Source organism: Actinoalloteichus sp. AHMU CJ021 (assembly GCF_002895405.1).
Lineage (GTDB): Bacteria > Actinomycetota > Actinomycetes > Mycobacteriales > Pseudonocardiaceae > Actinoalloteichus_B > Actinoalloteichus_B caeruleus.
The window spans coordinates 2327937-2346775 of sequence record NZ_CP025990.1 but is presented as its reverse complement, the minus strand read 5'-3'; the positions used below and the strand labels follow the sequence as shown (position 1 = coordinate 2346775).

Sequence of the window (18839 nt, the reverse complement as noted above, 5' to 3'; positions counted from 1 at the left end):
GCCCAACCGGCCGGGCAGGTGTCCCGCCGGAGGCAGGTCAGGGGAGGGCGATGGGGTGGCGGTCGTACCCGCCGCCCGCGCACTCGGGGCCGTGGGGGTGGAACGTCAGCGTTCCCCCAGCCTCGACGCAGCCGCGTACCGGTACCGAGGGGAGCAGGTTGGGCTGGGAGTCGGTCGGAGGCCACGGCGGCGCACCGCCCATGAGGGCGAGCGCGAACACGACGGCACCGAGGGCAGGACGGGAGTCCATGAGGCTGGAGGCACCTTCCCGGAGACGAGCTGGCGACCCCACTCTCGCAGCATGGATCGGACAGGTGAACGGCGACCGCACCATGATCACCCGATCGAGGAGGTCCCGCCGGCCGCGCTCGGCTGGGCCGGGCCGCCTCCACACATGACGAAGGCCCAGGTCGGGGAACACACGACGTTTCCCTGACCTGGGCCTCCGGTCTGTCGGGGTGGCGGGATTTGAACCCACGACCTCTTCGACCCGAACGAAGCGCGCTCCCAAGCTGCGCCACACCCCGATCGTCTTGCGACCAGCCCCGCAGGGGCCTCACCGCCTGACGGAACAGAGTCTAGCCCATGCCCCCACCCGCCCGGAAACCGGCCGTCGGTTTCGCCGGCACCGGCCCGGAACCAGCCTCGCGAGGTCGTGGCACCAGGGTCAACAGGCTGGCCTCCGGCGGGCAGGCGAAGCGGACCGGCGCGTAGGGCGACGTCCCGAGGCCCGCGGAGACGTGGAGCCAGGTGTGCGCTCCCCACCGCGAGGTCCCGCGTGCCCGCGAACGGTCCAGTTCGCAGTTGGTCACCAGGGCACCGTAGAAGGGGACCCGCAACTGGCCACCGTGGGTGTGGCCGGCGAGCACCAGGTCGTAACCGTCGTCGGCGAAGCGGTCCAGGACCCGCGGTTCCGGGGAGTGCGTCACACCCAGGGACAACCTGGCCCGGGGGTCCGGGCGGCCCTCGATGTCGTCGTAGCGGTCCCGGCGGAGGTGGGGGTCGTCGACGCCGGCGGCCACGACCAGCTGGCCCCCCACCCGGAAGCTCCGCCGCTGGTGGGTCAGGTCGAGCCAACCTCGCTCGGTCAACGCCGCCCGCAGATCCCGCCAGGGCAGCGGCACGCCGTGGATACGCTTGGTCCGGCGGACCGGCAGCAGGTACCGCGCCGGGTTCTTGGGTTTGGGCGCGTAGTAGTCGTTGCTGCCGAAGACGAAGACCCCGGGTCGATCGAGCAGGGGGCCCAGTGCCCGCAGTGCGGCGGGAACAGCCTGGTGGTGCGCGAGGTTGTCCCCGGTGTTCACCACCAGGTCCGGTTCGAGCGCGTCCAACGCGGCCACCCATTCCTGCTTGGAGCGCTGGTTCGGCGTCATGTGCAGGTCGGAGACGTGGAGGACACGGATCGGCCGGCTTCCGGGCGCGAGCACGGGCAGCGTGACGTTCCGAAGCGTCCAGTGCCGTCGTTCGATCCCGGCGGCATAGCCGACGGCCGCGACCCCGAGGGCGGCGGTTCCGATCAAGGTGCGCCCGAGAGTGTTCACCCGATTCAGCTTACGGCCTCGGGTCTGATCCGCCCGCCCGGCGATGGGTGCGGGACGGACCGGGCCGCTCCGACCACCGCGATCACCCGAGCCAGCCGGCCACGGCGTACGTTCCGAGCGTGAGCGATCTCGAGGAACGGCTGCGCGCCGATCTGGTGGCGGCGATGAAGAGCAGGGACACCCGCGTGGTCGGAACCCTCCGCACGGTGCTGGGTGCCATCGGCAACGCCGAAGGGCGGACGGGCCGCCCGCTGACCGAGGCGGAGGTGACCCAGACCGTAGCCAAGGAGGCCAGGAAGCGGGACGAGGCGGCCGAGGCCTTCGGGTCGGCCGGTCGGGCGGACACGGCCGAGGCGGAGCGGGCCGAGGCGGACATCCTCCGCGCCTACCTCCCCCGTCAGTTGGGGGAGGACGAGCTCACCGAGCTCGTCGGCGCCGCCATCGAGGAGGTCGGAGCGCGGTTGGGCCGGCGACCGGGCCCGGCCGACCTGGGACAGGTGATGAAGGCGGCCACCGCCAGGGTGGCCGGCCGCGCCGACGGGAGCCGGGTGGTGGAACTCGTGCGGGCCGGCCTCCAGGCTTGAGCAGGAGGCCGGCCCGCGGGTAACGGAGTCAGTTGCCCTCGCCCACCGGTGGATCGGTGGGCGGTTGGTCACCGCCGTCGTCCGGGGGTTCCGGTAGCTCGGGCTGGGTTGGCTCGGGTGCGGGCGGAGGGACCGGCGGCACGCTGGGCCCACCCTCCTCGGGCGGGGGAGCCGGGGTGCCGCCCTCGCCGGGCGGCTGATCCGTCGGACCGGGTTGCTCGGTCTCCGCCGGCGGCACGTACCCGGTGCTGACCGAGATCGTGATCGTGTCCCCGGGGAGGGCGAAGCCCCGGGGGGACTGGGTCACCACGGTGCCGCGCGGCTCGCTGCTGTTGGTCTGCGCCTCGGACACCTGGTAACCGGCCTCCTGGAGGACCGTGCGGGCCTGGGCGGCGCCCATCCCGACCACGTTGGGAACCTGGTGGTCCTCACCGCCGAACTCGAACTTGGGGTCCAGCGCGGGCAGCGGAGCCACCGGCAGGCCCTCGTGCACCCCGGTCATCGTCGCGAACCACGTTCGGGCGGGGATGCGCCCTCCGTAGATGTTGCCGTTGTCCCCGCACAGCATCGGCGGGTCGCCGTCGCAGATCCCCTGCACCGAGGTCCCGTCGCTGAAGGTGAGCACCGCGCCGGCCATCTGCGGGGTCGCGCCGATGAACCCGGCGGACATGTGGTTCTGGGTGGTGCCGGTCTTGCCGAGCATCGGCCTGTCCCAGCTCACCTGCTGGGCTGCGGCCCGCGCGGTGCCCTCCGTGTCGTCCTTGCTCATCCCCACGAAGAGCGCGTCCGCGACCTCCTTCTCGACCGCCTGCTCGCAGTCGGCCTCGGTGATCGCCACCGGGTTGCCGTGCCGGTCGAGGACCTCCTCGATCGGGGAGGGCGGGCACCACACCCCGTTGCTGGCGATCGTCGCGGCGACGTTGGACAGCTCCAGCACGCTCGTCGGGGTGAAGCCGAGGGTGAAGGCGCCGATGCCCCGTTCCTTGAGGAACTCCGCCTGCGGGAGTCGCTGCTCCTCGCGCTCGGCGGTGGGGTCGATCTGGCCGCCCTGGTGGTTGATGCCGGTCATGCCCTGCCGGAGGCCGAGGCGCTCCGCCATGTCCACCACCGCGTCGAGCCCAACCCGCTCCTGCAACGCCACGAAGGAGGTGTTGGGGGACTTCGCCAGGGCGTCCTGGAGGGTCATCCGGGCCGGGTACCCGTCGTTGTCGTTGCTGACCTGGTAGGGCGCCCCGTTGTTGAAGTACACCGAGGACACGTGGGTGGTGGGCACGTCGACCTCGTTCTGGATGCCCATGCCCGCCTCGAGGGCGGCCGCCGCCGTGAAGGTCTTGTAGATCGACCCCGCACCGAACATCGTCATGCCGCTGGGCAGCGGGTACATCGTCTGACCGGCCTCGGGGTCCAGCCCGTAGTCCCGGTTGGCCACCAGCGCACGGACCTTGTGGCCGTCGTGCCCAGGCTCCACGACCGCCATCGCGTTCGCGATGCCCTCGGTCGTCTTGGGCACCTGGTCCTCGGCCGCGCGCTTCGCCATCTCGGTGATCGAGTGGTCCAGCGTGGTCCGGATCGTGTAGCCGCCGCGCTTGAGCTGGTCCTTGGAGAAGCCGGCGCTCGCGAGGTAGTCGATGACGTACTCGCAGAAGAAGCCGTCGCTCGGCCCGGCGCCCACGCAGTCGTTCGGGGGGCGCCCCAACGGCTGCGCGAGCCCGAGGGGTTCCCGTTTCGCCTCCTCGGCGGCCTCCTCGGAGATGTGCCCCTGCTCCGCCATCAACCCGATGACGATGTTGCGCCGCCGCTTCGCCTCCTCCGGGTTGCGTTCGGGGTTCAACGAGCCGGGGCTGTTGACGATCCCCGCGAGCAGGGCGGCCTGCGGAACGGTCAACTGGTCCGCCGTCGTGTTGAAGTAGGTGCGCGCGGCGGCGCCGACGCCGTAGGTCTGGTTGCCGAAGGGCACGATGTTCAGGTAGCCGGCGAGGATCTCCTCCTTGTCGAGGTTCTGCTCCAGTTGGAGGGCGATCCGGATCTCGCGCAGCTTCCTGGCGGGGGTCTGCTCGATCGCCTTGGCCTGTTCCGCGGGGCTGTCGGCGGCGACCACGTGCACCAGGTAGTTCTTGACGTACTGCTGGGTGAGGGTGGAACCGCCCTGCGCGATGCTGCCGGACATCTGGTTCGTCACCGCCGCGCGGAACGTGCCCCGCCAGTCGACGCCCTCGTGCTGGTAGAAGCGCTGGTCCTCCACCGCGATGATGGCCGCCTTCATGCTGTCGGCGATCTCGTGCGGCTCCACCAGCACCCGGTACTGGTCGAACAGGTAGGCGATGGGGTCGCCCTCGGAGTCGGTGATCGTGCTGACCAGGGGAGGGTCCGTGGTCACGAGGTCGGCCGAGAGGCTGTCCACAGTGTCACTCGCCTGGTTGGACGCCACGCCGAGACCGCCGACGGCGGGGAACAACACCCCGGCGGCCAGTACCCCCGCGAGCACGCAGAGTCCGAAGAGCTTGAGTACGCCAGCCCGAAACCGCACCCGCTCAGCGTACGTCCGGGGTGGCGCCCGTATAACGACGAAGTGAGGTAGCACCACTCGAAATGATGACTAAGGGTTGCGAAACGGGTGACAGACCGTAATGTTTGTCATACCCGGTGAAATTGATGGAACCAATCTGCTCTACAGTCCGTCAAGGTCTCACGACAAGGTAAGACAGGGCGTTCCATCGGAACGGAATGTCACTGACCGCGGGTGCCGGGGGGGCACCTGGTGAGTCGGAAGACACAAGGAGCTGGGGGACATGATGTTCATCCAGGGGGATTGGCGGGTTCGAGCGGCCTGCCGTGACGAGGACCCTGAGCAGTTGTTCGTCCGAGGAGCGGAACAGCGCAAGGCCAAGGTGGTCTGCATTGGCTGTCCGGTTCGTACCGAGTGTCTGGCCGAGGCGCTGGACAACCGCATCGAGTTCGGTGTCTGGGGCGGGATGACCGAGCGGGAGCGGCGCGCGCTGCTCCGTCGCAGGCCGGACGTCGAGTCCTGGCGCGAGCTGTTGGAGGCCGCGCGCCGCCGCCACACCGACATCGAGTACCAGGTGTCCTGACGGGACACGGTGACGCCGGGCCGGCGCGACGAGGGCGTCGGCCCGGCGGCCCCGCCGAATTGCGTGATCAACCAGTTGTCCGCCCATTGGCCGGCCGTCCGGCCAAATTCCAGGCGATTCCCGATCGCTTTCGCCATTAGCGCGGGAGCGCGTGGGGCTAACCGGCGTCGGGCCTACTCGCGAGTCGTTCGCCGATCTCACGGAGACCCCGCATATCGTGAACATCTTTCGCGAGTGCTGGGACACCGATGATCGGCACTCCCGGATGAGCCCTGGTGAAGCGTGACAGCAACCGGAGTTCGCGGTCCGCGACCGACACCCGGTCGGCGTGCAGGCGGAGCACGGCGGCGGCGAGCGGGGCACCTCCACCGAGCTGGTCCGCCGCCGCGAGGGCGCTGGCGGCCGGCAGGTCGGTGAGCACCGGGTGGGTGCGGTTGGCGACGAGACCCGCCAACGGCATCCGCTCGGTGGCGAGCCGGTCGACGAAGTAGGAGGCCTCCCGCAGGGCATCCGGTTCCGGGGCGGCCACCACCAGGAACGCCGTGCCCGGGGAGCGCAGCATCCGGTAGGTGTGCTCCGCCCGCTCGCGGAAACCCCCGAACATGCTGTCGAAGGCCTGCACGAACGCGGAGGCGTCCGCGAGCAACTGGCCACCGACGATCGTCGAGACCGCCTTGCTGAACAGGCCGAACCCCGCGCCGACGACCCGCCGGATGCCCCGCCCGCCAGCCCTGGCCGGGCCGGCCAGCAACCGGATCAACGTGCCGTCGAGGACCGTCGACAACCGCTGCGGCGCATCGAGGAAGTCCAGTGCGGACCTGCTCGGCGGAGTGTCCACCACGATCAGGTCCCAGTCCCCCTCCGCGGCCAGCTGCCCGAGCTTCTCCATCGCCATGTACTCCTGCGTGCCGGAGAAGGACGAGGAGATGGTCTGGTAGAAGGGGTTGGCCAGGATCTGCTCGGCGCGTTCGTCCCCCGCGTGGGCCAACACCATGTCGTCGAAGGTCCGGCGCATGTCGAGCATCATCGCGTGCAGCTCGCCGGCCGGTTCCTCCTCGGCGAACTCGACCCGACGAGGCTGGTTGCCCAGCTCCCGGAGCCCCAGCGCCTGTGCCAGGCGTCGGGCCGGGTCGATCGTCAGCACGACCGTCCTCCTGCCGAGGCGCGCGGCACGCAACCCGAGCGCGGCCGCGGTCGTCGTCTTGCCGACGCCACCCGAACCGCAGCACACCACGATCTCGGTCCTCGGGCTGGCCAACAACCCGTCGACGTCGAGCGCGGCCGGCCGACGACGGCTCCCGGCCGCTGGTCCCGGTGCCGTCATCGCAGGCCCTGGTCGCGCATGGTCTCGGCGAGCTCGTACAGCGAGGCGAGGTCGACGCCCTCGGTCAGCTCCGGCAGTTCCAGCAACGGCAGGTCGAGCTGGCGGAGGTGCCGCCACGCCTCCTGTTCGGACCGCACCCGCAGGGCGTGCTCCACCGTCTCACCGACGAGCCCGTCCAACTGGTCGTCGGTGAGGGCGAGACCGGCCGACTCCAGCCCGGCCCGAACGCGGGCCTCGTCGAGACGGCCGTCCGCCGCCGCGGCCACCGACCGGGCCGGCAGCCGGTTCGGGCTGATCCGGTTCACCACGACGGCGCCGGGGCGCAGGTCGGCGGCATCCAGTTCCTCCACGGCCTCGACCGCCTCCTGCGCCGGCAGCTCCTCCAAGGTGGTCACCAGGTGCACCGCGGTGTCGCCCGAGTGCAGGAGCCGCACCACCCCCTCGCTCTGGGCCCGGATCGGACCGACCTTCGCGAGGTCGACCATCGCCCGCGTGACGTCGAGGAACCGCACGATGCGGCCGGTGGGTGGCGCGTCCACCACGACCGCGTCGTAGACGTGCCGTCCCCGCTGGTCGGTGCGGCCGACGCACTCCTTGATCTTGCCTGTCAGCAGCACGTCCCGCAGACCGGGAGCGAGGGTGGTGGCGAACTCGATCGCTCCCATCCGGCGCAGCGTCCGCCCGGCGAAGCCGAGGTTGTAGAACATGTCGAGGTACTCCAGCAGCGCGGCCTCGGCGTCCACGGCCAACGCGCGGACCTCACCACCGCCCGGTGCGAGCGCGAGCCGCTCCTCGGAGTAGGGGAGCGGCGCGGTGTCGAAGAGCTGGGCGATCCCCTGCCGCCCCTCGACCTCCACGAGCAGTACCCGACGGCCCCCGTTGGCCAGCGCGAGCGCCACCGCGGCGGCGACCGTCGACTTCCCGGTGCCACCCTTACCCGTGACCACGTGCAGCCGGACCCGCGCGAGCTGCTCGGTCCATCCGGAGCTTGAGGCCCTCACACGGTCAGCCTAAACGCCACGACACGGTCCGGCTCCCGTGCAGTGCCACCACTCCTCCCACCCGGGTACCGGGCGAGCCGGGACACGGGTCAGTCCACCATCGTCAGCACGGCCACGGCGATGCCCGCGGCCGCCACCAGCCCCCAGGCCACGGTCGAGGGAAGCCACAACGCCACGCAGAGGATCGCCACCACCAGCACCGCCGAGGCGATGGCGCCGTTGCGGACCACGTCCCCGCGCGACCGTCCCTTGCGGTCCCTGGCCTGCGCCATCACCACGAGCACCAGGATGCCGCCGAACAGCACCAGCAGGGCGGTGGCCGCCATCCGCCAGATCTCCACCCAGCCACATTACCGACTCGATCCCATCACTCGGTCCCGCCGAACGGTGGTCGGGGAGTCCCCATCCGTGGGACGCGGACGGTGGCCCTTCCGTTACGACTACCCTCCGACACATGACCAAGTGGGAGTACGCCACGGTGCCGTTGTTGATCCATGCCACCAAGCAGATCCTCGACCAGTGGGGCGAGGACGGTTGGGAGTTGGTCACGGTGCTGCCGGGGCCGACCGGTGAGCAGCTGGTCGCCTACCTCAAGCGTCCCAAGGGCTGAGCGCGGAGAGATGAGTGAGGACATGAGGCCTTCCTGGACCCAGCGAATCCAAGAGATCGGGGTGTCGCTGCCCGCGGTCGCCGCGCCGGTGGCCGCCTACGTGCCAGCGATCCGCACCGGCTCCCTCGTCTACACCTCCGGTCAGGTACCGATCGTCGACGGGGCGCTCGCCGCCACCGGGAAGGTCGGGGGCGACGTCAGCCCGGAGGAAGCCAAGCAGCACGCCAGAACCTGCGCCCTCAACGCCCTCGCGGCGGTCGACGCCCTCGTCGGGCTGGACTCGGTGGTCCGGATCGTCAAGGTCGTCGGCTTCGTCGCCTCCGCTGACGGGTTCACCGGCCAGCCCGCCGTGATCAACGGTGCCTCCGAGCTGTTCGGCGAGATCTTCGGCGAGGCCGGCCAGCACGCCAGGTCGGCCGTCGGGGTGTCCGAGCTGCCGCTGGGCGCCCCGGTCGAGGTCGAGATCATCGTCGAGGTCGACTGAACGGGGTTGCACGATGGGGCGCGACATGCGGGATCTCCGCCACGAACTGCTGCTCAGGTTGGCCGGGCGACTGCCCGACCGACAGCTCTGGCGGTTCCGCGACTGGCTGGCCGGTGACGCCGACGCGGTACTCGCCAGGACGCTGCCCCGCGCGCTGGCGCACGGCAGGCTGGGACTGACCGACCACGAGCACGAGCTCCTCGCCGAGGGTTTCCTGCCCGCCGGTGCCGACCCCGTGCTCGTGGCCGCCATCCCGGCCCTCGCCGAGGAGCCAGAACCCGCGCACGTCTTCGGGGTCTCCCCGGCGGCCGTCAGCGACGTGCCGGTGGAGGTCCCCCACGGAGCGGACTCGACGCCGGTGGTTCTCGGAGCCATGCTCCGCGGCCGCCCCGGCGTCCGCGAGGTCCGGTTCGCCTGGCGGGCACCCGTCACGGGCGGCCCACCCCGGCGAGTGCTCCTCGTGAGCGCCGAGACCGGACGGATCGGCCTGACCGCCGAGTTGCAGCGCGTGTTGCGGGCACTCGGCGAACGCGAACCGCGTGTCGAGGTCGTCCCTCCGTCGATGACCCTGACCGCCTACCACCGGGCCGCCTGGGTCGGGTCAGAACCGGTGGTCACCGGCCTGAACCACGGGCAGTTAGCCCACGTCTGAGCTTGCTTGACGCCCGTCCGCCGGCGGCGGGTCGGAAGGAGAGAACGGCATGGCGGAGGCCACGCGGAACGGCGACGACCAGGACCGTCGCGTCCCGACTCGACTGCACGACCTGCTGCTGGGGCTCGCGGGGAGGATCGACGACGAGTCGCTGACGGACGCCAGGGAGTTCCTGGCGCTCGCCGAACCGGACCAGGCCGCGGAACTGGTCGTCGGCGCCCTGGTCGCCGGTGACGTCGCACTGCCAGCCGCGACCAGGGCCGAGCTGGCGGACCTGCTGGTCGAGGTGCGGTCGGACGCCGCGCTGGCCGACAGGGTGCGGGAGCTGGGCGACGAAGGGGTCGGTGCCCACCGGTTCGTCCAGGACAACGCCCCGGAACGCGGGGTCGGGCAGGCCGTCGCCGGCCTCGGCCGTCGGTTGTCGGCGGTGAGTTCCCTGCGATGCGCCTGGCGGGTCACACCGGCCGGGGCCGCGCCGATGGGTACTCCGCAACGGGTCGTGGTCGTCGAGTCCACCGACGCGGCGGTCGCCCCCGCCACCGCGTTCCAGGTCGCGCGGGCACTCGACGCGGCGGACCTGCCCGCGACCGTCGAGGTCCTGTTACCAGGAAGGCCGGTCCCCGAGTACCAGCGGGCCGCCTCGGACGCCGGGGTCCTCGTCGACCTGAACGGTCACGCGCGTCCCGGCCCCGACGGTGGGCGCGAACCCGAGCGGGGCGCTCCGCCGGGCCCCGACCGCGAGCGGCCCCCGGCGGAGCGCGAGGCCGGCGGCACCCGCACCACCACCGACGAGGAGCCGGCCCCCGCCGAGGCGCACGCCGGTCGTCGACGGCGACCGGACTCCGAGGAGGCGGCCCCTGCTGGCCGGAAGGACGACCAGGGCGTCGCGGGTGAGCCACCACAACCGGAGGCGGCCCCTTCCGCGCCCCGGTCTCCGCGACGCGGCCCGGACACCGCGCCGTCCGGCGCGGACCAGCAGGTCACCGAGCCCGTGGGCGAGGTGGTCGCGGAGGACCGTCGCCCGCCCCGCCCACCCCGAGGGCGTCGCTACCCGGCCACCACGGCCCCCGAGGCGACACCGGAACTGTCCGACGAGGACGTTCCGGGAGAGGCGGACACCCCGGAACGGGCCGCCCCGAGGCTCGCCGAGAACGTCCGGGTGCTCCGACCGGCCAGGGACGGCTCCGGGCGAACGCCGTCCAGGGGCCGGGGAGGTCGCCCCGGGGACGAGGCCACCGACCAGGAGGGCTCCACGGCCGCGAACGAGAGGACGCCGGCCCCGGAGCAGCCCGCTCGCCGCCCCGAGCGGGCGAGCCGGCCCGCGCCCCGGCCGGAGGACGTCGGCCCGGTCCGCCCCGATACCGACCCAGCCCCCGACCACGGGCAGGCGCAGGCCGCGACTCCCGTGTCCAGCGGCCAGCCCCGCGCCGCCGCCGGTGCGCCGACCGCCGACCGGGCGGTGCCGGGCCCGGAACGGCCTCCGGGGGACGAGGGCAAGCTGAACGGCAGGGAACGGGACCTCCTCCGGCAGCTGCACGAGGAACTGGCCGAACGGGACCACGAGGGCACGGCGACGGGCCAGCCGAGTTCGGAGGCCGCGCGAACCCCCGCGCCCAGGCGCGCGGTGTCCGCGCCGAGCAACGTCGAACAGACCGGGCCCATCAGCCGCCTTTCCGCCAGTGCTGGTGGCCACCCCACCTCTGGGCCACAACGGCCCTACACCAACGGGCATCCGCCGTTCCCGCCGACCGCCTGAGCAGCCGGCGGAGCGGCCGTCAGGCCGGGGTGCCGAGCCGTACCCCGGACGGTGAGCCGGCCAGCGAGGTGGCGGCGGCGAGCACGCGTTGCAGGTGCAGTCCTCGGGCCACGTCGCAGGGGTGCTCCCGGGCTCCGCTGTGCACCATGGCCACGAAGTCGTCGAGCATCGAGGCGTAGCAGTCCGCCCGGGAGGTCTCCGGCGCTCCCAGCGCCCGGAGGCCACCACCGCCGAAGACCGACACGTCGGTGACGGTCGGCCTCGCGGGGAAGCGCAGCGACAGCGACAGCGTGCTCGTCACGCCGCCCTCGTGGCCGAGCACGAGCTGCCAGAGGTCGTCGGGGGAGCGGTGGGCGGCGAGGACCTCCACCACCGGGCCGAGCGCCGCGTCCACGAGGTCCACGGCGTGCGGCCCCACATCGAGCAGCCCGCCGTCCTCGTGACGCCACGAGGATCCCGTGTTGCCGTCGTCCAGGAGCGCGCCGGACAGCCAGGTGACCGAGCCACCGGCCCACCCGCCACCGTCCTGGAGGCCGGCGAGCCACTCGCGGGTCTCCGGGGCGAACCGGCGGGTCAGCATCACCAGGGAGCACACCTCGCGACGGCGGACCTCCTCCGCGAGACGCGAGGCGGACGCCAGATCGGCGGCGAGCGGTTTCTCCAGGATGACGTGCCTGCCGGCCGACGCGGCACTGGTCGCGAGCCCGGCCTGGACGGACGGGGGTACCGCGAAGGCGACCACGTCGACGCTGGCCACGAGTTCCTCTGGGCTGGACATCACCTCGGCGGAGTACGGCGCGGCCAGCTCGGCGGCGGCGTCGGGCCGTCGGGACCACACCGCGACGAGACGGGTCCCCGGGTGGTCGTCGATCCCCGGGGCGTGCGTCGTCCTGGCCCACCGGCCGGCCCCGACCAGACCGACCCGCAGTTGATCCTCCACCACTGGTGCCGGGGCCTCGGCGTCCAGTGGTCCGTCGTCGTGGGCTGGAGAAGTAGGCACGACACCATCTTTCCCGCTCCACCCCGGACGCCAACCATGATCCGACTGATCCGAGGCCCGGTTCAGTCGGAAGGATCATCACTCCAAGATCAGGGGAACCCGGATCTCCACACCGTCGGCGAGGCCGACGAGCACCGAGCCCTCGTTCCACGCCACCCGCCACGGACCCGCCGCCACCGAGCTCGAGGGCACCGGCACGGCGCGCAGGACGGTGTCCTCCCCGTCGTGCCGGTCCACGAGCACCACCTCCGCTTCCTCGGACGAGAACAGGGTCGCCGGTCGCTCCCGCAGCTCGACCACGAGTGATGACCGCCCGGTGGCCGCGGCGACCTCGGGCGGGGCGGTGTCGGAGGCGGGTGTGCGCCCGCCGTGGGGTACCGCCAGCAGCAGGAGGAGCACCCCGGTGCCGACCGTCCCGGCGATGACCCCGAGCACCAGGGTCAACAGCGGCACCAGGCACCCCCGGACCCGCCGTCCGTCCACAGCTGGCTCCACCCGTTCCTCCTCGTGACGCACCAGCTCATTCTCGCGTGGTTCCCCCACGAGGGCCTGGCGCCTAGGGTGGCACCGTGCCCCCGCTGCCAGAACCGTTCGACCTGCCGCCGGAGCTGGTCGACTCGCTCTCCGCCGTCCCGGGGCGCCCACCCGCCACGCCGAGGGACTCGGCGAGCGTCGTGCTCGTGCGCGACCACCCAGCGGGCGGTGTCGAGGTGTTCCTGATGCGCAGGGCAGCCACCATGGCCTTCGCCCCGGGCATGACCGTCTTCCCCGGCGGATCCGTCGACGGCAGGGACCGGGTCGGGGGCGCGGTCCGGGCACATTGGGCGGGCCCCGCGCCGGAGTGGTGGGCCGAGCGCTTCGGCTGCGCGCCCGACCTCGCCGCCGCACTGGTCAGCGCGGCGGTCCGCGAGACCTTCGAGGAAACCGGTGTGCTGCTCGCGGGAGCCGACGACCGCGATGTCGTCAGGGACGCGGGCCGGTACTCGTCGGCGAGGCCGCTCCTCGAGAGCGGCGCCCTCTCCCTCGGGGAGTTCCTCGCGGCCAACGAGCTCGTGCTGCGCGCCGACCTCCTCACTCCCTGGGCGAACTGGGTGACGCCCGAGGTGGAGGCGCGTCGCCACGACACCCGGTTCTTCCTCGCCGAACTACCACCCGGACAACGAGCTGACGGCAGGACCTCGGAGGCCGTCCAGGCGAGGTGGCTGACCCCGGCGGCCGCGTTGGAGGAGTGGCGTCAGGGCGACCGCGCCCTGCTCCCCCCTACCTGGGTGACCCTGTCCGAACTCGCCGACCAGGACAGCGTGTCCTCGGCACGTCGGACCCCCCGCGTGATCGGCCGCACCGTTCCCCGCATCATCCGTGAGGGCGGCCGGCTGCGAGTGGTGGTGCCGGAACCGTCCGAAGGGGGGCCGGGCCGTCACGAGGCGGGGCGGGCCCCCACGGTCCGGGACGAGCGAGCGGATGGGGGGCCGTCGTGACCGAACCGCGTGGTGGTGACCTCCCGAGCGTCGCGCACCCGGCGTACGGGAGACGGCGGGACGTGGCGGACGTGGCCTCGGTGTGGCTCGCGAACAACCCCTCGGCCATGACCCTGGAGGGCACCAACACCTGGGTCCTCCGGGCCCCTGGCGCGACGGGTCGGGTCGTCGTCGACCCGGGACCGGACGACGAGGAGCACCTCCGCCGGGTCGGTGAGGAAGGCCCCGTCGAACTCGTCCTGCTCACCCACGGGCACCACGACCACAGCGCGGGGCTGGCCCGGTTCGCCGACCTGGTCGGCGCGCCCTCGGCCGCGATCGACCCGCGCTGGTCGTCCGGAGAACCACTCGTCGACGGCGCGGTGCTCGACGTGGCCGGCCTGCGGCTGGAGGTGCTCCACACCCCGGGCCACACCGACGACTCGGCGTGCTTCCTCGTCCAAGGCGGAGCGGGTCCGGTGGTGCTCACCGGGGACACGGTGCTGGGGCGGGGGACGACGGTGCTGACGGGGAGCCTCCGTGACTACCTCACCACCCTCCGAGGGCTGGCCCGGGTCCCCGCCGGAACCCGTCTGCTGCCAGGGCACGGTGCGGAGTTGCCCGATGCGGCCGCGACGGCCCGCGACTACCTCGCGCACCGCGAACGTCGGCTGGACCAGGTGCGCGCCGCCCGCGCTCGGCTGGGCGCGACGGCCACCCCCGTGGAGGTGGTGGCCGCCGTCTACCCCGACCTCGACCCGGCGCTGTCGTTCGCCGCGGAGCAGTCCGTCCGGGCGCAGCTCGCGTACCTGGACGAGGAGGGCTGACCACCCCGGCGCGGTCGCCGTCCTCAGCCCCGGGGGGATGGTGGTCGGGTGGGGGCGACGAGGTGGGTCACCGCCACACCGTCATCGCCAGGGGCCGCCGTGAGCACGGATCCCCGCCGTTCGTGGGCGGGGACGCGCAGTTCGACGACGCGGCCCGTGAAGCCGCGCAGCGCGTCCACCAGGTGCCGGGCCTGGTAGGTGCGGGAGATCCGGTTGCCGGCCACGTCGGCCTTCACGGTCTCCTCCGACTCGCCGATGGTCGGATCGCTGCCCAGGACTCGGACACCGCCGTCCTCGGCGACGAGGGTGAGGAGCCCGCGCCCTCCACCGAAGGTGGCCGCGCGCCGCACCGCCGCGGTCAACTCGTCCGCGTCCGCCCGCAGCACGCAGTCGACATCGGACGGGAACAGCCGGTCCGAGTTGGGGAACGGTGTGGCGAGCAGCGCCGTGGTGACGAGGGTGCCCTCCCACGACAGCGCGAAGCGGTCGGTGTCGGCTCGCAGATCGACCTCGCCCGACCGGGGGAGCTGCCTGGACAACTCCGCCAGGAGGGCGGCGGGGACCAGGACGTCCAGGTCGGCAGCGTCCTCCGCCGGGCCGGGGAGGGGGATCTCCGCCTTCGCGAGTCGGAACCGGTCGCTGGCGAGCAGCGCGAGGACGCCGTCCTCGACCGAGAGCCGCACGCCGGTGAAGACGGGCAGCGCGTCGTCACGCGACGCCGCCGCCGCGACGACCGCCAGCGGCCCGCGCAGCGCGGCCGAGGGCACGGACAGCCGGTGCGGAGGTGAGGGCGCCAGCCCCGGGTGCGCCGCGAGATCCATCATGGGAAGGGCGAACCGCGCCCGACCAGCGCGGACCGCGAGGCGGGACCCCTCGACGACCAGGCGGACCTCCGGTTCGGCCAGGGACCGCAACGTCTCGGCCAGGGGACGGGCGGGTACCAGGACCGAACCCTCGGAACCCACCAGGCCGTCCAGGTCCGCCTGGAACCCGCGCTCGTGGTCGGAGGAGGCGACCCGTACCCCGGTCGCGGAGGCCACGACCACCACGCCACCGAGCACGGGATCGGTCAGGCGCCCGGGCAGGAGCCGGACCAGCTCGGCCAGGCGAGTCGCCAGCGGTGTGGTTGGCACTGTGGCGTCGAGACCCAGGTGGGCGGTCATGCCGGCAACCTAGTGGTCTCCTCCGACAGTTCCGGCGCACGTAGCCGTGTGGGTTCAGGTGGCCGAGCTGGCCGCGTGGGAGTCGGCGGTGGGGCGGGGCGTCCTCCCGTCGTCGTCCGGCTCCCTCTCCTCGGCGGCGACGGTGCCGCGGAACAGGAACACCAGGCCCGCGATCACGACTCCGCAACCGGCCGCCGCGAGGAAGGCCTGGGGCACGCCCACGTTCTCGACCAGCTGGCCGCTGATCGACTGCCCGAGCCCGATGCCGACGGTCACCGAGGTGATCACCCATCCGAACGCCTCGGCGGCCTTGTCCGACGGCGCGACCGCCTCGACCGCGAGCGAGTGGGCCATCGACTGCGGAGTGACCAGCGCACCGACGACGAACATCACGGCGGCCAGCCCCGCCAACGTCACCGGAACGGCCAGCATGGTCGTCAGCACGGCGAACCCGCCGAGGAGCACCGGCAGGCGGAAGTGGAGGGGGCGTGGCCACGGGCGGAGCCCGTACAGGAGGCCGAACACCACGGAGCTGACGGACCAGAGGCTCAACAGGAGCCCGCCGATGGCGGGGTGACCGGCCTCGGTGGCGGCGGCGGGGACGGCGACCTCGACGAACCCGATGACCACACCGAAGCCGAGGACGGCGAGCGCCACCGTCCGCATGCCCGGGACGGCGAAGGCTCCCAGCAGGTGGGCGAGCCGGGACCCGCCGTCAGTCCGGGCCGAGGTGCGCTTCGCCCGGGGCTCCGGGCGCCAGGAGCGGACGGTGGTGGTGAGGGCGAACCCGGTGCTGCCCCCGACCATCGCCACCGTTCCCACGACGAGACCGGTCCCCGGCCAGGGTGATGCCGCGAGCAGCCCCGCCAGGCCCGGGCCGAGGATGAAGAACACCTCCACGCTGATGGCCTCGTAGGAGAGCGCCGCCGTGCGGGCGGGGCCCGGCGGCAGGAGCCTGCGCCAGAGGGCGCGGGACGCCGTTCCGAGCTGGGGTTCGGACAGTCCGATGCACAGGGCCAGCGCCACCAGGGCCGGCACCGGCGCCGAGGACTCGACCAGGGCGATCTGCCCGCAGACGAGGACGACGAACACCGAGCTGATCGTCAACAGGGGCCGGGTCGGCCCCAACCGGTCGACGACCCGGCCCTGGACCACCGAGCCGAACGCGACGCCGAACAGGGTGGCCGCGGACACGAGCCCGGCGATGGCGAAGGAACCGGTCCGGTCGCGGACGTAGAACAGGATGGACATGCCGATCATGGCGATCGGCAGCCGTCCGACGAGCGAGGTGATGACCGGCCATCTGGCCGCGGGGGTGCTGAGGGCCGCGCGGTAGTCCGCGAGGGAGGCCGAGTGCGACACGGGCCCAGTCTGCGCTCTTTGGTACGGGAGTACCAATCCGTTTTTCGGGTGTGTTGTGTCACCAGGACGGCCTAGACTGAGTGTGGTCGAGCCGTCACCGCCCACTCGTCGGACGCGGGTGGTCCCGGTTCACCAGGCGGATCATCACTCTTGGTATCGAAGTGCTTGCTCTCTTCGTGGCCGGTAATCGGCGCGGGCGAGTTCAGCGTTACTCTTGGCTACGGGAGTGTGAGTTAGGTTTCAGCTTGGTAACACTGCCGAGCGAATCGTGGAGGGGTAGGCAACGCGGGGAACCCCGTATCCGTCTACCTCGTAGATGTTCCGTTCTCCACGGACGCCATCCGTGGAGGGCAGCGACACTGAGTACAGTGTTGGTGACGGTGGGATGTTGACGGAAGCGGTCGGGGCCGTGACCGTGCCGAGTGAGGCGAAATCCCCCCGTCACGTGAACTGACTCCTCCGGAGATGCGGATCGGGGCCGTGGCCGGAGGGTGGGAAGGTGTGGCCCGTCGGGGGACGTGCTACGCCAACGACGGAAGGGTCGGAGCGCCGCGTCGGGGGCGGCGCCCGACCCTTCCGTCGTCTCTCACGTACTGGGCACCCACGGTCATGGCGAAACCCTTCGATGCGTGTTTCGAAGGAACCGGATCTGGTGCCGGCGTCAGACCGGCGGCGCCGAGCCTCCGATGGGCGTGCCGGGGCACGCCACCACTGGGAGTCCCGGGCCTGGAACGTGCGGAGCCACACGTCCCACGGGTGACGGTCGCGTCCTGGGTCAGCGGGCCCGTCGAGCCAGCCGCTCCGGGTCCAGGATCAGCACGCTCTTGCCCTCCAACCGCAGCCAGCCGCGGTGGGCGAAGTCGGCCAGGGCCTTGTTCACCGTCTCGCGGGAAGCTCCGACCAGTTGGGCGATCTCCTCCTGGGTGAGGTCGTGCGTCACCCGGAGCAGGCCCGCCTCCTGGCTGCCGAAGCGCTGCGCCAGCTGGAGCAGCGCCTTGGCGACCCGGCCGGGTACGTCGGTGAAGATCAGGTCGGCCAGCATGTTGTTCGTGCGCCGCAGTCGCCTCGCCAGCACCCGCAGGAGCTGCTCGGCGATCTCCGGACGCTTGCTGATCCACTCCCGGAGCGCGGGGCGGTCCATGCTGAGCGCTCTGACCTCGGTGACCGTGGTCGCCGTCGACGTCCTCGGCCCCGGGTCGAAGATCGACAACTCACCGAACATGTCGGACGGCCCCATGATGGCCAGCAGGTTCTCCCTGCCGTCCGGGGACTTGCGCCCGACCTTGACCTTGCCGGACTGGATTATGTAGAGCCGGTCGCCGGGCTCACCTTCTGTGAAGATCACATGGCCGCGTGGGAAGTCCACGGGCTCCAGTGTCTGAGTCAGCGCCTCGATGGCCGCCGGCTCGACACCCTGGAAGATCCCAGCGCGTGCCAGGGTCTCGTCCACCTCATCCCTCCTGTTGAGAGGCGGCGGCAGCCCGTGACTGGGTACCCCTCGTTACGAATACCTGATGGGTGCCGCCGATCGCTCCTTGCAGTCTAAGACGGGCGGCGTGATCTGCGTGGACGCAGCCTTCCCGCGCGCCCCGAGCGGCGCAGCCGGAAGAGTTCGAGCGCCCGCCCGATGCCCTGCTTGAACAGCGCCCGCACCTCGTCCGGGCGAGCGTTCTCCAGCAACTCCTCGACGTCGTTCTCCTGAACGACCCCGTGGCGGATTCCCTTCTCGACGCGCTCCATGAAGAGCGCGAAGAGCATGATCACAACGGGGACGGCGATGACGAACCAGGCAGTCATGATGTGTCCGATGGTGGCGCATCACGGTGGGTGGCGGCGCCCGGGGTCATGGGTGACCCCGGTAGCCCTTTCGGAATACCCTGGACCTCTCCCCGTCCAGGCTAGGGGTGAGGAGGTGGGCAGGCGAACCGATCAGCGGAGCGGGCCGCCGCCGCTGGTACCGACGCGACCGACCACCGACCCGCCTCTCTG

At 72.2% G+C, this 18839-nt stretch carries 20 protein-coding genes and 1 tRNA gene; 8 read left to right on the top strand and 13 right to left on the bottom strand.

Translation table 11 applies throughout. The features are described from left to right. Positions 1-37: 37 nt before the first annotated feature. From C1701_RS09815 to C1701_RS09805, 3 genes are all read right to left on the bottom strand, one after another. Positions 38-250, bottom strand: a complete 213-nt coding sequence (locus tag C1701_RS09815) for a hypothetical protein (protein ID WP_026417666.1) — start codon at positions 248-250, stop codon at positions 38-40. Between the two features lie 203 nt (positions 251-453). After that, a tRNA-Pro gene (locus C1701_RS09810) sits at positions 454-527 on the bottom strand. Between the two features lie 51 nt (positions 528-578). Then, positions 579-1541, bottom strand: coding sequence for a metallophosphoesterase (locus tag C1701_RS09805; protein ID WP_103055841.1), 963 nt, complete (start codon positions 1539-1541; stop codon positions 579-581). Positions 1542-1660: 119 nt separating this feature from the next. Here C1701_RS09805 and C1701_RS09800 point away from each other — a divergent pair, with 119 nt between their 5' ends. Further along, positions 1661-2125, top strand: coding sequence for a GatB/YqeY domain-containing protein (locus C1701_RS09800; protein ID WP_026417665.1), 465 nt, complete (start codon positions 1661-1663; stop codon positions 2123-2125). Positions 2126-2153: 28 nt separating this feature from the next. Here the strand turns inward: C1701_RS09800 and C1701_RS09795 are convergent, their stop codons facing one another. After that, positions 2154-4652 (bottom strand): penicillin-binding protein, encoded by a 2499-nt coding sequence (locus C1701_RS09795; protein WP_030226142.1) that lies wholly within the window; start codon positions 4650-4652, stop codon positions 2154-2156. Between the two features lie 262 nt (positions 4653-4914). Between C1701_RS09795 and C1701_RS09790 the strand changes: the two genes are divergently transcribed. Beyond that, positions 4915-5214 carry a WhiB family transcriptional regulator gene (locus tag C1701_RS09790; RefSeq protein ID WP_016701412.1) on the top strand — a complete coding sequence of 100 codons (300 nt, stop codon included), beginning with the start codon at positions 4915-4917 and terminating at the stop codon, positions 5212-5214. Between the two features lie 157 nt (positions 5215-5371). Here the strand turns inward: C1701_RS09790 and C1701_RS09785 are convergent, their stop codons facing one another. From C1701_RS09785 to C1701_RS09775, 3 genes are all read right to left on the bottom strand, one after another. After that, entirely contained in the window at positions 5372-6538 is a 1167-nt protein-coding gene (locus tag C1701_RS09785) for an ArsA family ATPase (protein ID WP_051313498.1), read from the bottom strand. Next, a complete protein-coding gene (locus C1701_RS09780) occupies positions 6535-7539 on the bottom strand; it encodes an ArsA-related P-loop ATPase (RefSeq protein WP_030104649.1) in 1005 nt (334 codons plus the stop codon). Before C1701_RS09780 ends, C1701_RS09785 begins: the two co-directional genes overlap by 4 nt. An 89-nt stretch (positions 7540-7628) precedes the next feature. Beyond that, positions 7629-7880, bottom strand: a complete 252-nt coding sequence (locus tag C1701_RS09775; RefSeq protein ID WP_026417662.1) for a hypothetical protein — start codon at positions 7878-7880, stop codon at positions 7629-7631. Between the two features lie 113 nt (positions 7881-7993). Between C1701_RS09775 and C1701_RS09770 the strand changes: the two genes are divergently transcribed. The 4 genes from C1701_RS09770 to C1701_RS09755 are packed head-to-tail and all read left to right on the top strand — an operon-like array spanning position 7994 to position 11041. Then, a complete protein-coding gene (locus C1701_RS09770; protein ID WP_016696652.1) occupies positions 7994-8149 on the top strand; it encodes a DUF4177 domain-containing protein in 156 nt (51 codons plus the stop codon). Between the two features lie 10 nt (positions 8150-8159). Next, positions 8160-8633 (top strand): RidA family protein, encoded by a 474-nt coding sequence (locus C1701_RS09765; protein ID WP_245588699.1) that lies wholly within the window; start codon positions 8160-8162, stop codon positions 8631-8633. A gap of 13 nt (positions 8634-8646) precedes the next feature. After that, positions 8647-9285: a hypothetical protein gene (locus tag C1701_RS09760; RefSeq protein WP_026417660.1), complete on the top strand. Its 639-nt coding sequence runs from the start codon at positions 8647-8649 to the stop codon at positions 9283-9285. 49 nt (positions 9286-9334) lie between these two features. Next, positions 9335-11041 carry a hypothetical protein gene (locus C1701_RS09755; protein WP_103055840.1) on the top strand — a complete coding sequence of 569 codons (1707 nt, stop codon included), beginning with the start codon at positions 9335-9337 and terminating at the stop codon, positions 11039-11041. A 19-nt stretch (positions 11042-11060) separates the two neighbouring features. On the opposite strand, the gene C1701_RS09750 is transcribed toward C1701_RS09755, so the two are convergent. Together C1701_RS09750 and C1701_RS09745 are read right to left on the bottom strand one after the other, a co-directional pair. Further along, positions 11061-11984: a Gfo/Idh/MocA family protein gene (locus C1701_RS09750; RefSeq protein ID WP_026417659.1), complete on the bottom strand. Its 924-nt coding sequence runs from the start codon at positions 11982-11984 to the stop codon at positions 11061-11063. A 135-nt stretch (positions 11985-12119) separates the two neighbouring features. After that, positions 12120-12557, bottom strand: coding sequence for a hypothetical protein (locus C1701_RS09745; protein ID WP_337662213.1), 438 nt, complete (start codon positions 12555-12557; stop codon positions 12120-12122). A 53-nt stretch (positions 12558-12610) separates the two neighbouring features. Between C1701_RS09745 and C1701_RS09740 the strand changes: the two genes are divergently transcribed. Next, positions 12611-13519: an NUDIX hydrolase gene (locus C1701_RS09740; RefSeq protein WP_026417657.1), complete on the top strand. Its 909-nt coding sequence runs from the start codon at positions 12611-12613 to the stop codon at positions 13517-13519. Further along, entirely contained in the window at positions 13516-14325 is an 810-nt protein-coding gene (locus tag C1701_RS09735) for an MBL fold metallo-hydrolase (RefSeq protein WP_103055838.1), read from the top strand. The genes C1701_RS09740 and C1701_RS09735 overlap by 4 nt, the downstream gene beginning before the upstream one ends. Positions 14326-14348: 23 nt before the next feature. On the opposite strand, the gene dnaN is transcribed toward C1701_RS09735, so the two are convergent. The 4 genes from dnaN to C1701_RS09715 all read right to left on the bottom strand — a co-directional run bounded on the left by dnaN (position 14349) and on the right by C1701_RS09715 (position 18647). Beyond that, the gene (gene dnaN, locus C1701_RS09730; RefSeq protein WP_103055837.1) at positions 14349-15488 is read right to left on the bottom strand and encodes a DNA polymerase III subunit beta; all 1140 of its coding nucleotides are present in this window, start codon (positions 15486-15488) and stop codon (positions 14349-14351) included. Between the two features lie 54 nt (positions 15489-15542). After that, complete coding sequence (locus C1701_RS09725) at positions 15543-16850, bottom strand: MFS transporter (protein ID WP_103055836.1); 1308 nt, start codon at positions 16848-16850, stop codon at positions 15543-15545. A gap of 775 nt (positions 16851-17625) precedes the next feature. Next, positions 17626-18300 (bottom strand): Crp/Fnr family transcriptional regulator, encoded by a 675-nt coding sequence (locus tag C1701_RS09720; protein WP_016700099.1) that lies wholly within the window; start codon positions 18298-18300, stop codon positions 17626-17628. 92 nt (positions 18301-18392) lie between these two features. Then, positions 18393-18647 (bottom strand): hypothetical protein, encoded by a 255-nt coding sequence (locus C1701_RS09715; protein WP_026417654.1) that lies wholly within the window; start codon positions 18645-18647, stop codon positions 18393-18395. Positions 18648-18839 lie beyond the last annotated feature (192 nt).

Coding starts and splice junctions, on each gene's coding strand:
- C1701_RS09785 (WP_051313498.1), bottom strand. CDS start 6,538: ATGACGGCACCGGGACCAGCGGCCGGGAGCCGTCGTCGGCCGGCCGCG.
- C1701_RS09755 (WP_103055840.1), top strand. CDS start 9,335: ATGGCGGAGGCCACGCGGAACGGCGACGACCAGGACCGTCGCGTCCCG.
- C1701_RS09760 (WP_026417660.1), top strand. CDS start 8,647: ATGGGGCGCGACATGCGGGATCTCCGCCACGAACTGCTGCTCAGGTTG.
- C1701_RS09815 (WP_026417666.1), bottom strand. CDS start 250: ATGGACTCCCGTCCTGCCCTCGGTGCCGTCGTGTTCGCGCTCGCCCTC.
- C1701_RS09715 (WP_026417654.1), bottom strand. CDS start 18,647: ATGACTGCCTGGTTCGTCATCGCCGTCCCCGTTGTGATCATGCTCTTC.
- C1701_RS09765 (WP_245588699.1), top strand. CDS start 8,160: ATGAGTGAGGACATGAGGCCTTCCTGGACCCAGCGAATCCAAGAGATC.
- dnaN (WP_103055837.1), bottom strand. CDS start 15,488: ATGACCGCCCACCTGGGTCTCGACGCCACAGTGCCAACCACACCGCTG.
- C1701_RS09770 (WP_016696652.1), top strand. CDS start 7,994: ATGACCAAGTGGGAGTACGCCACGGTGCCGTTGTTGATCCATGCCACC.
- C1701_RS09790 (WP_016701412.1), top strand. CDS start 4,915: ATGATGTTCATCCAGGGGGATTGGCGGGTTCGAGCGGCCTGCCGTGAC.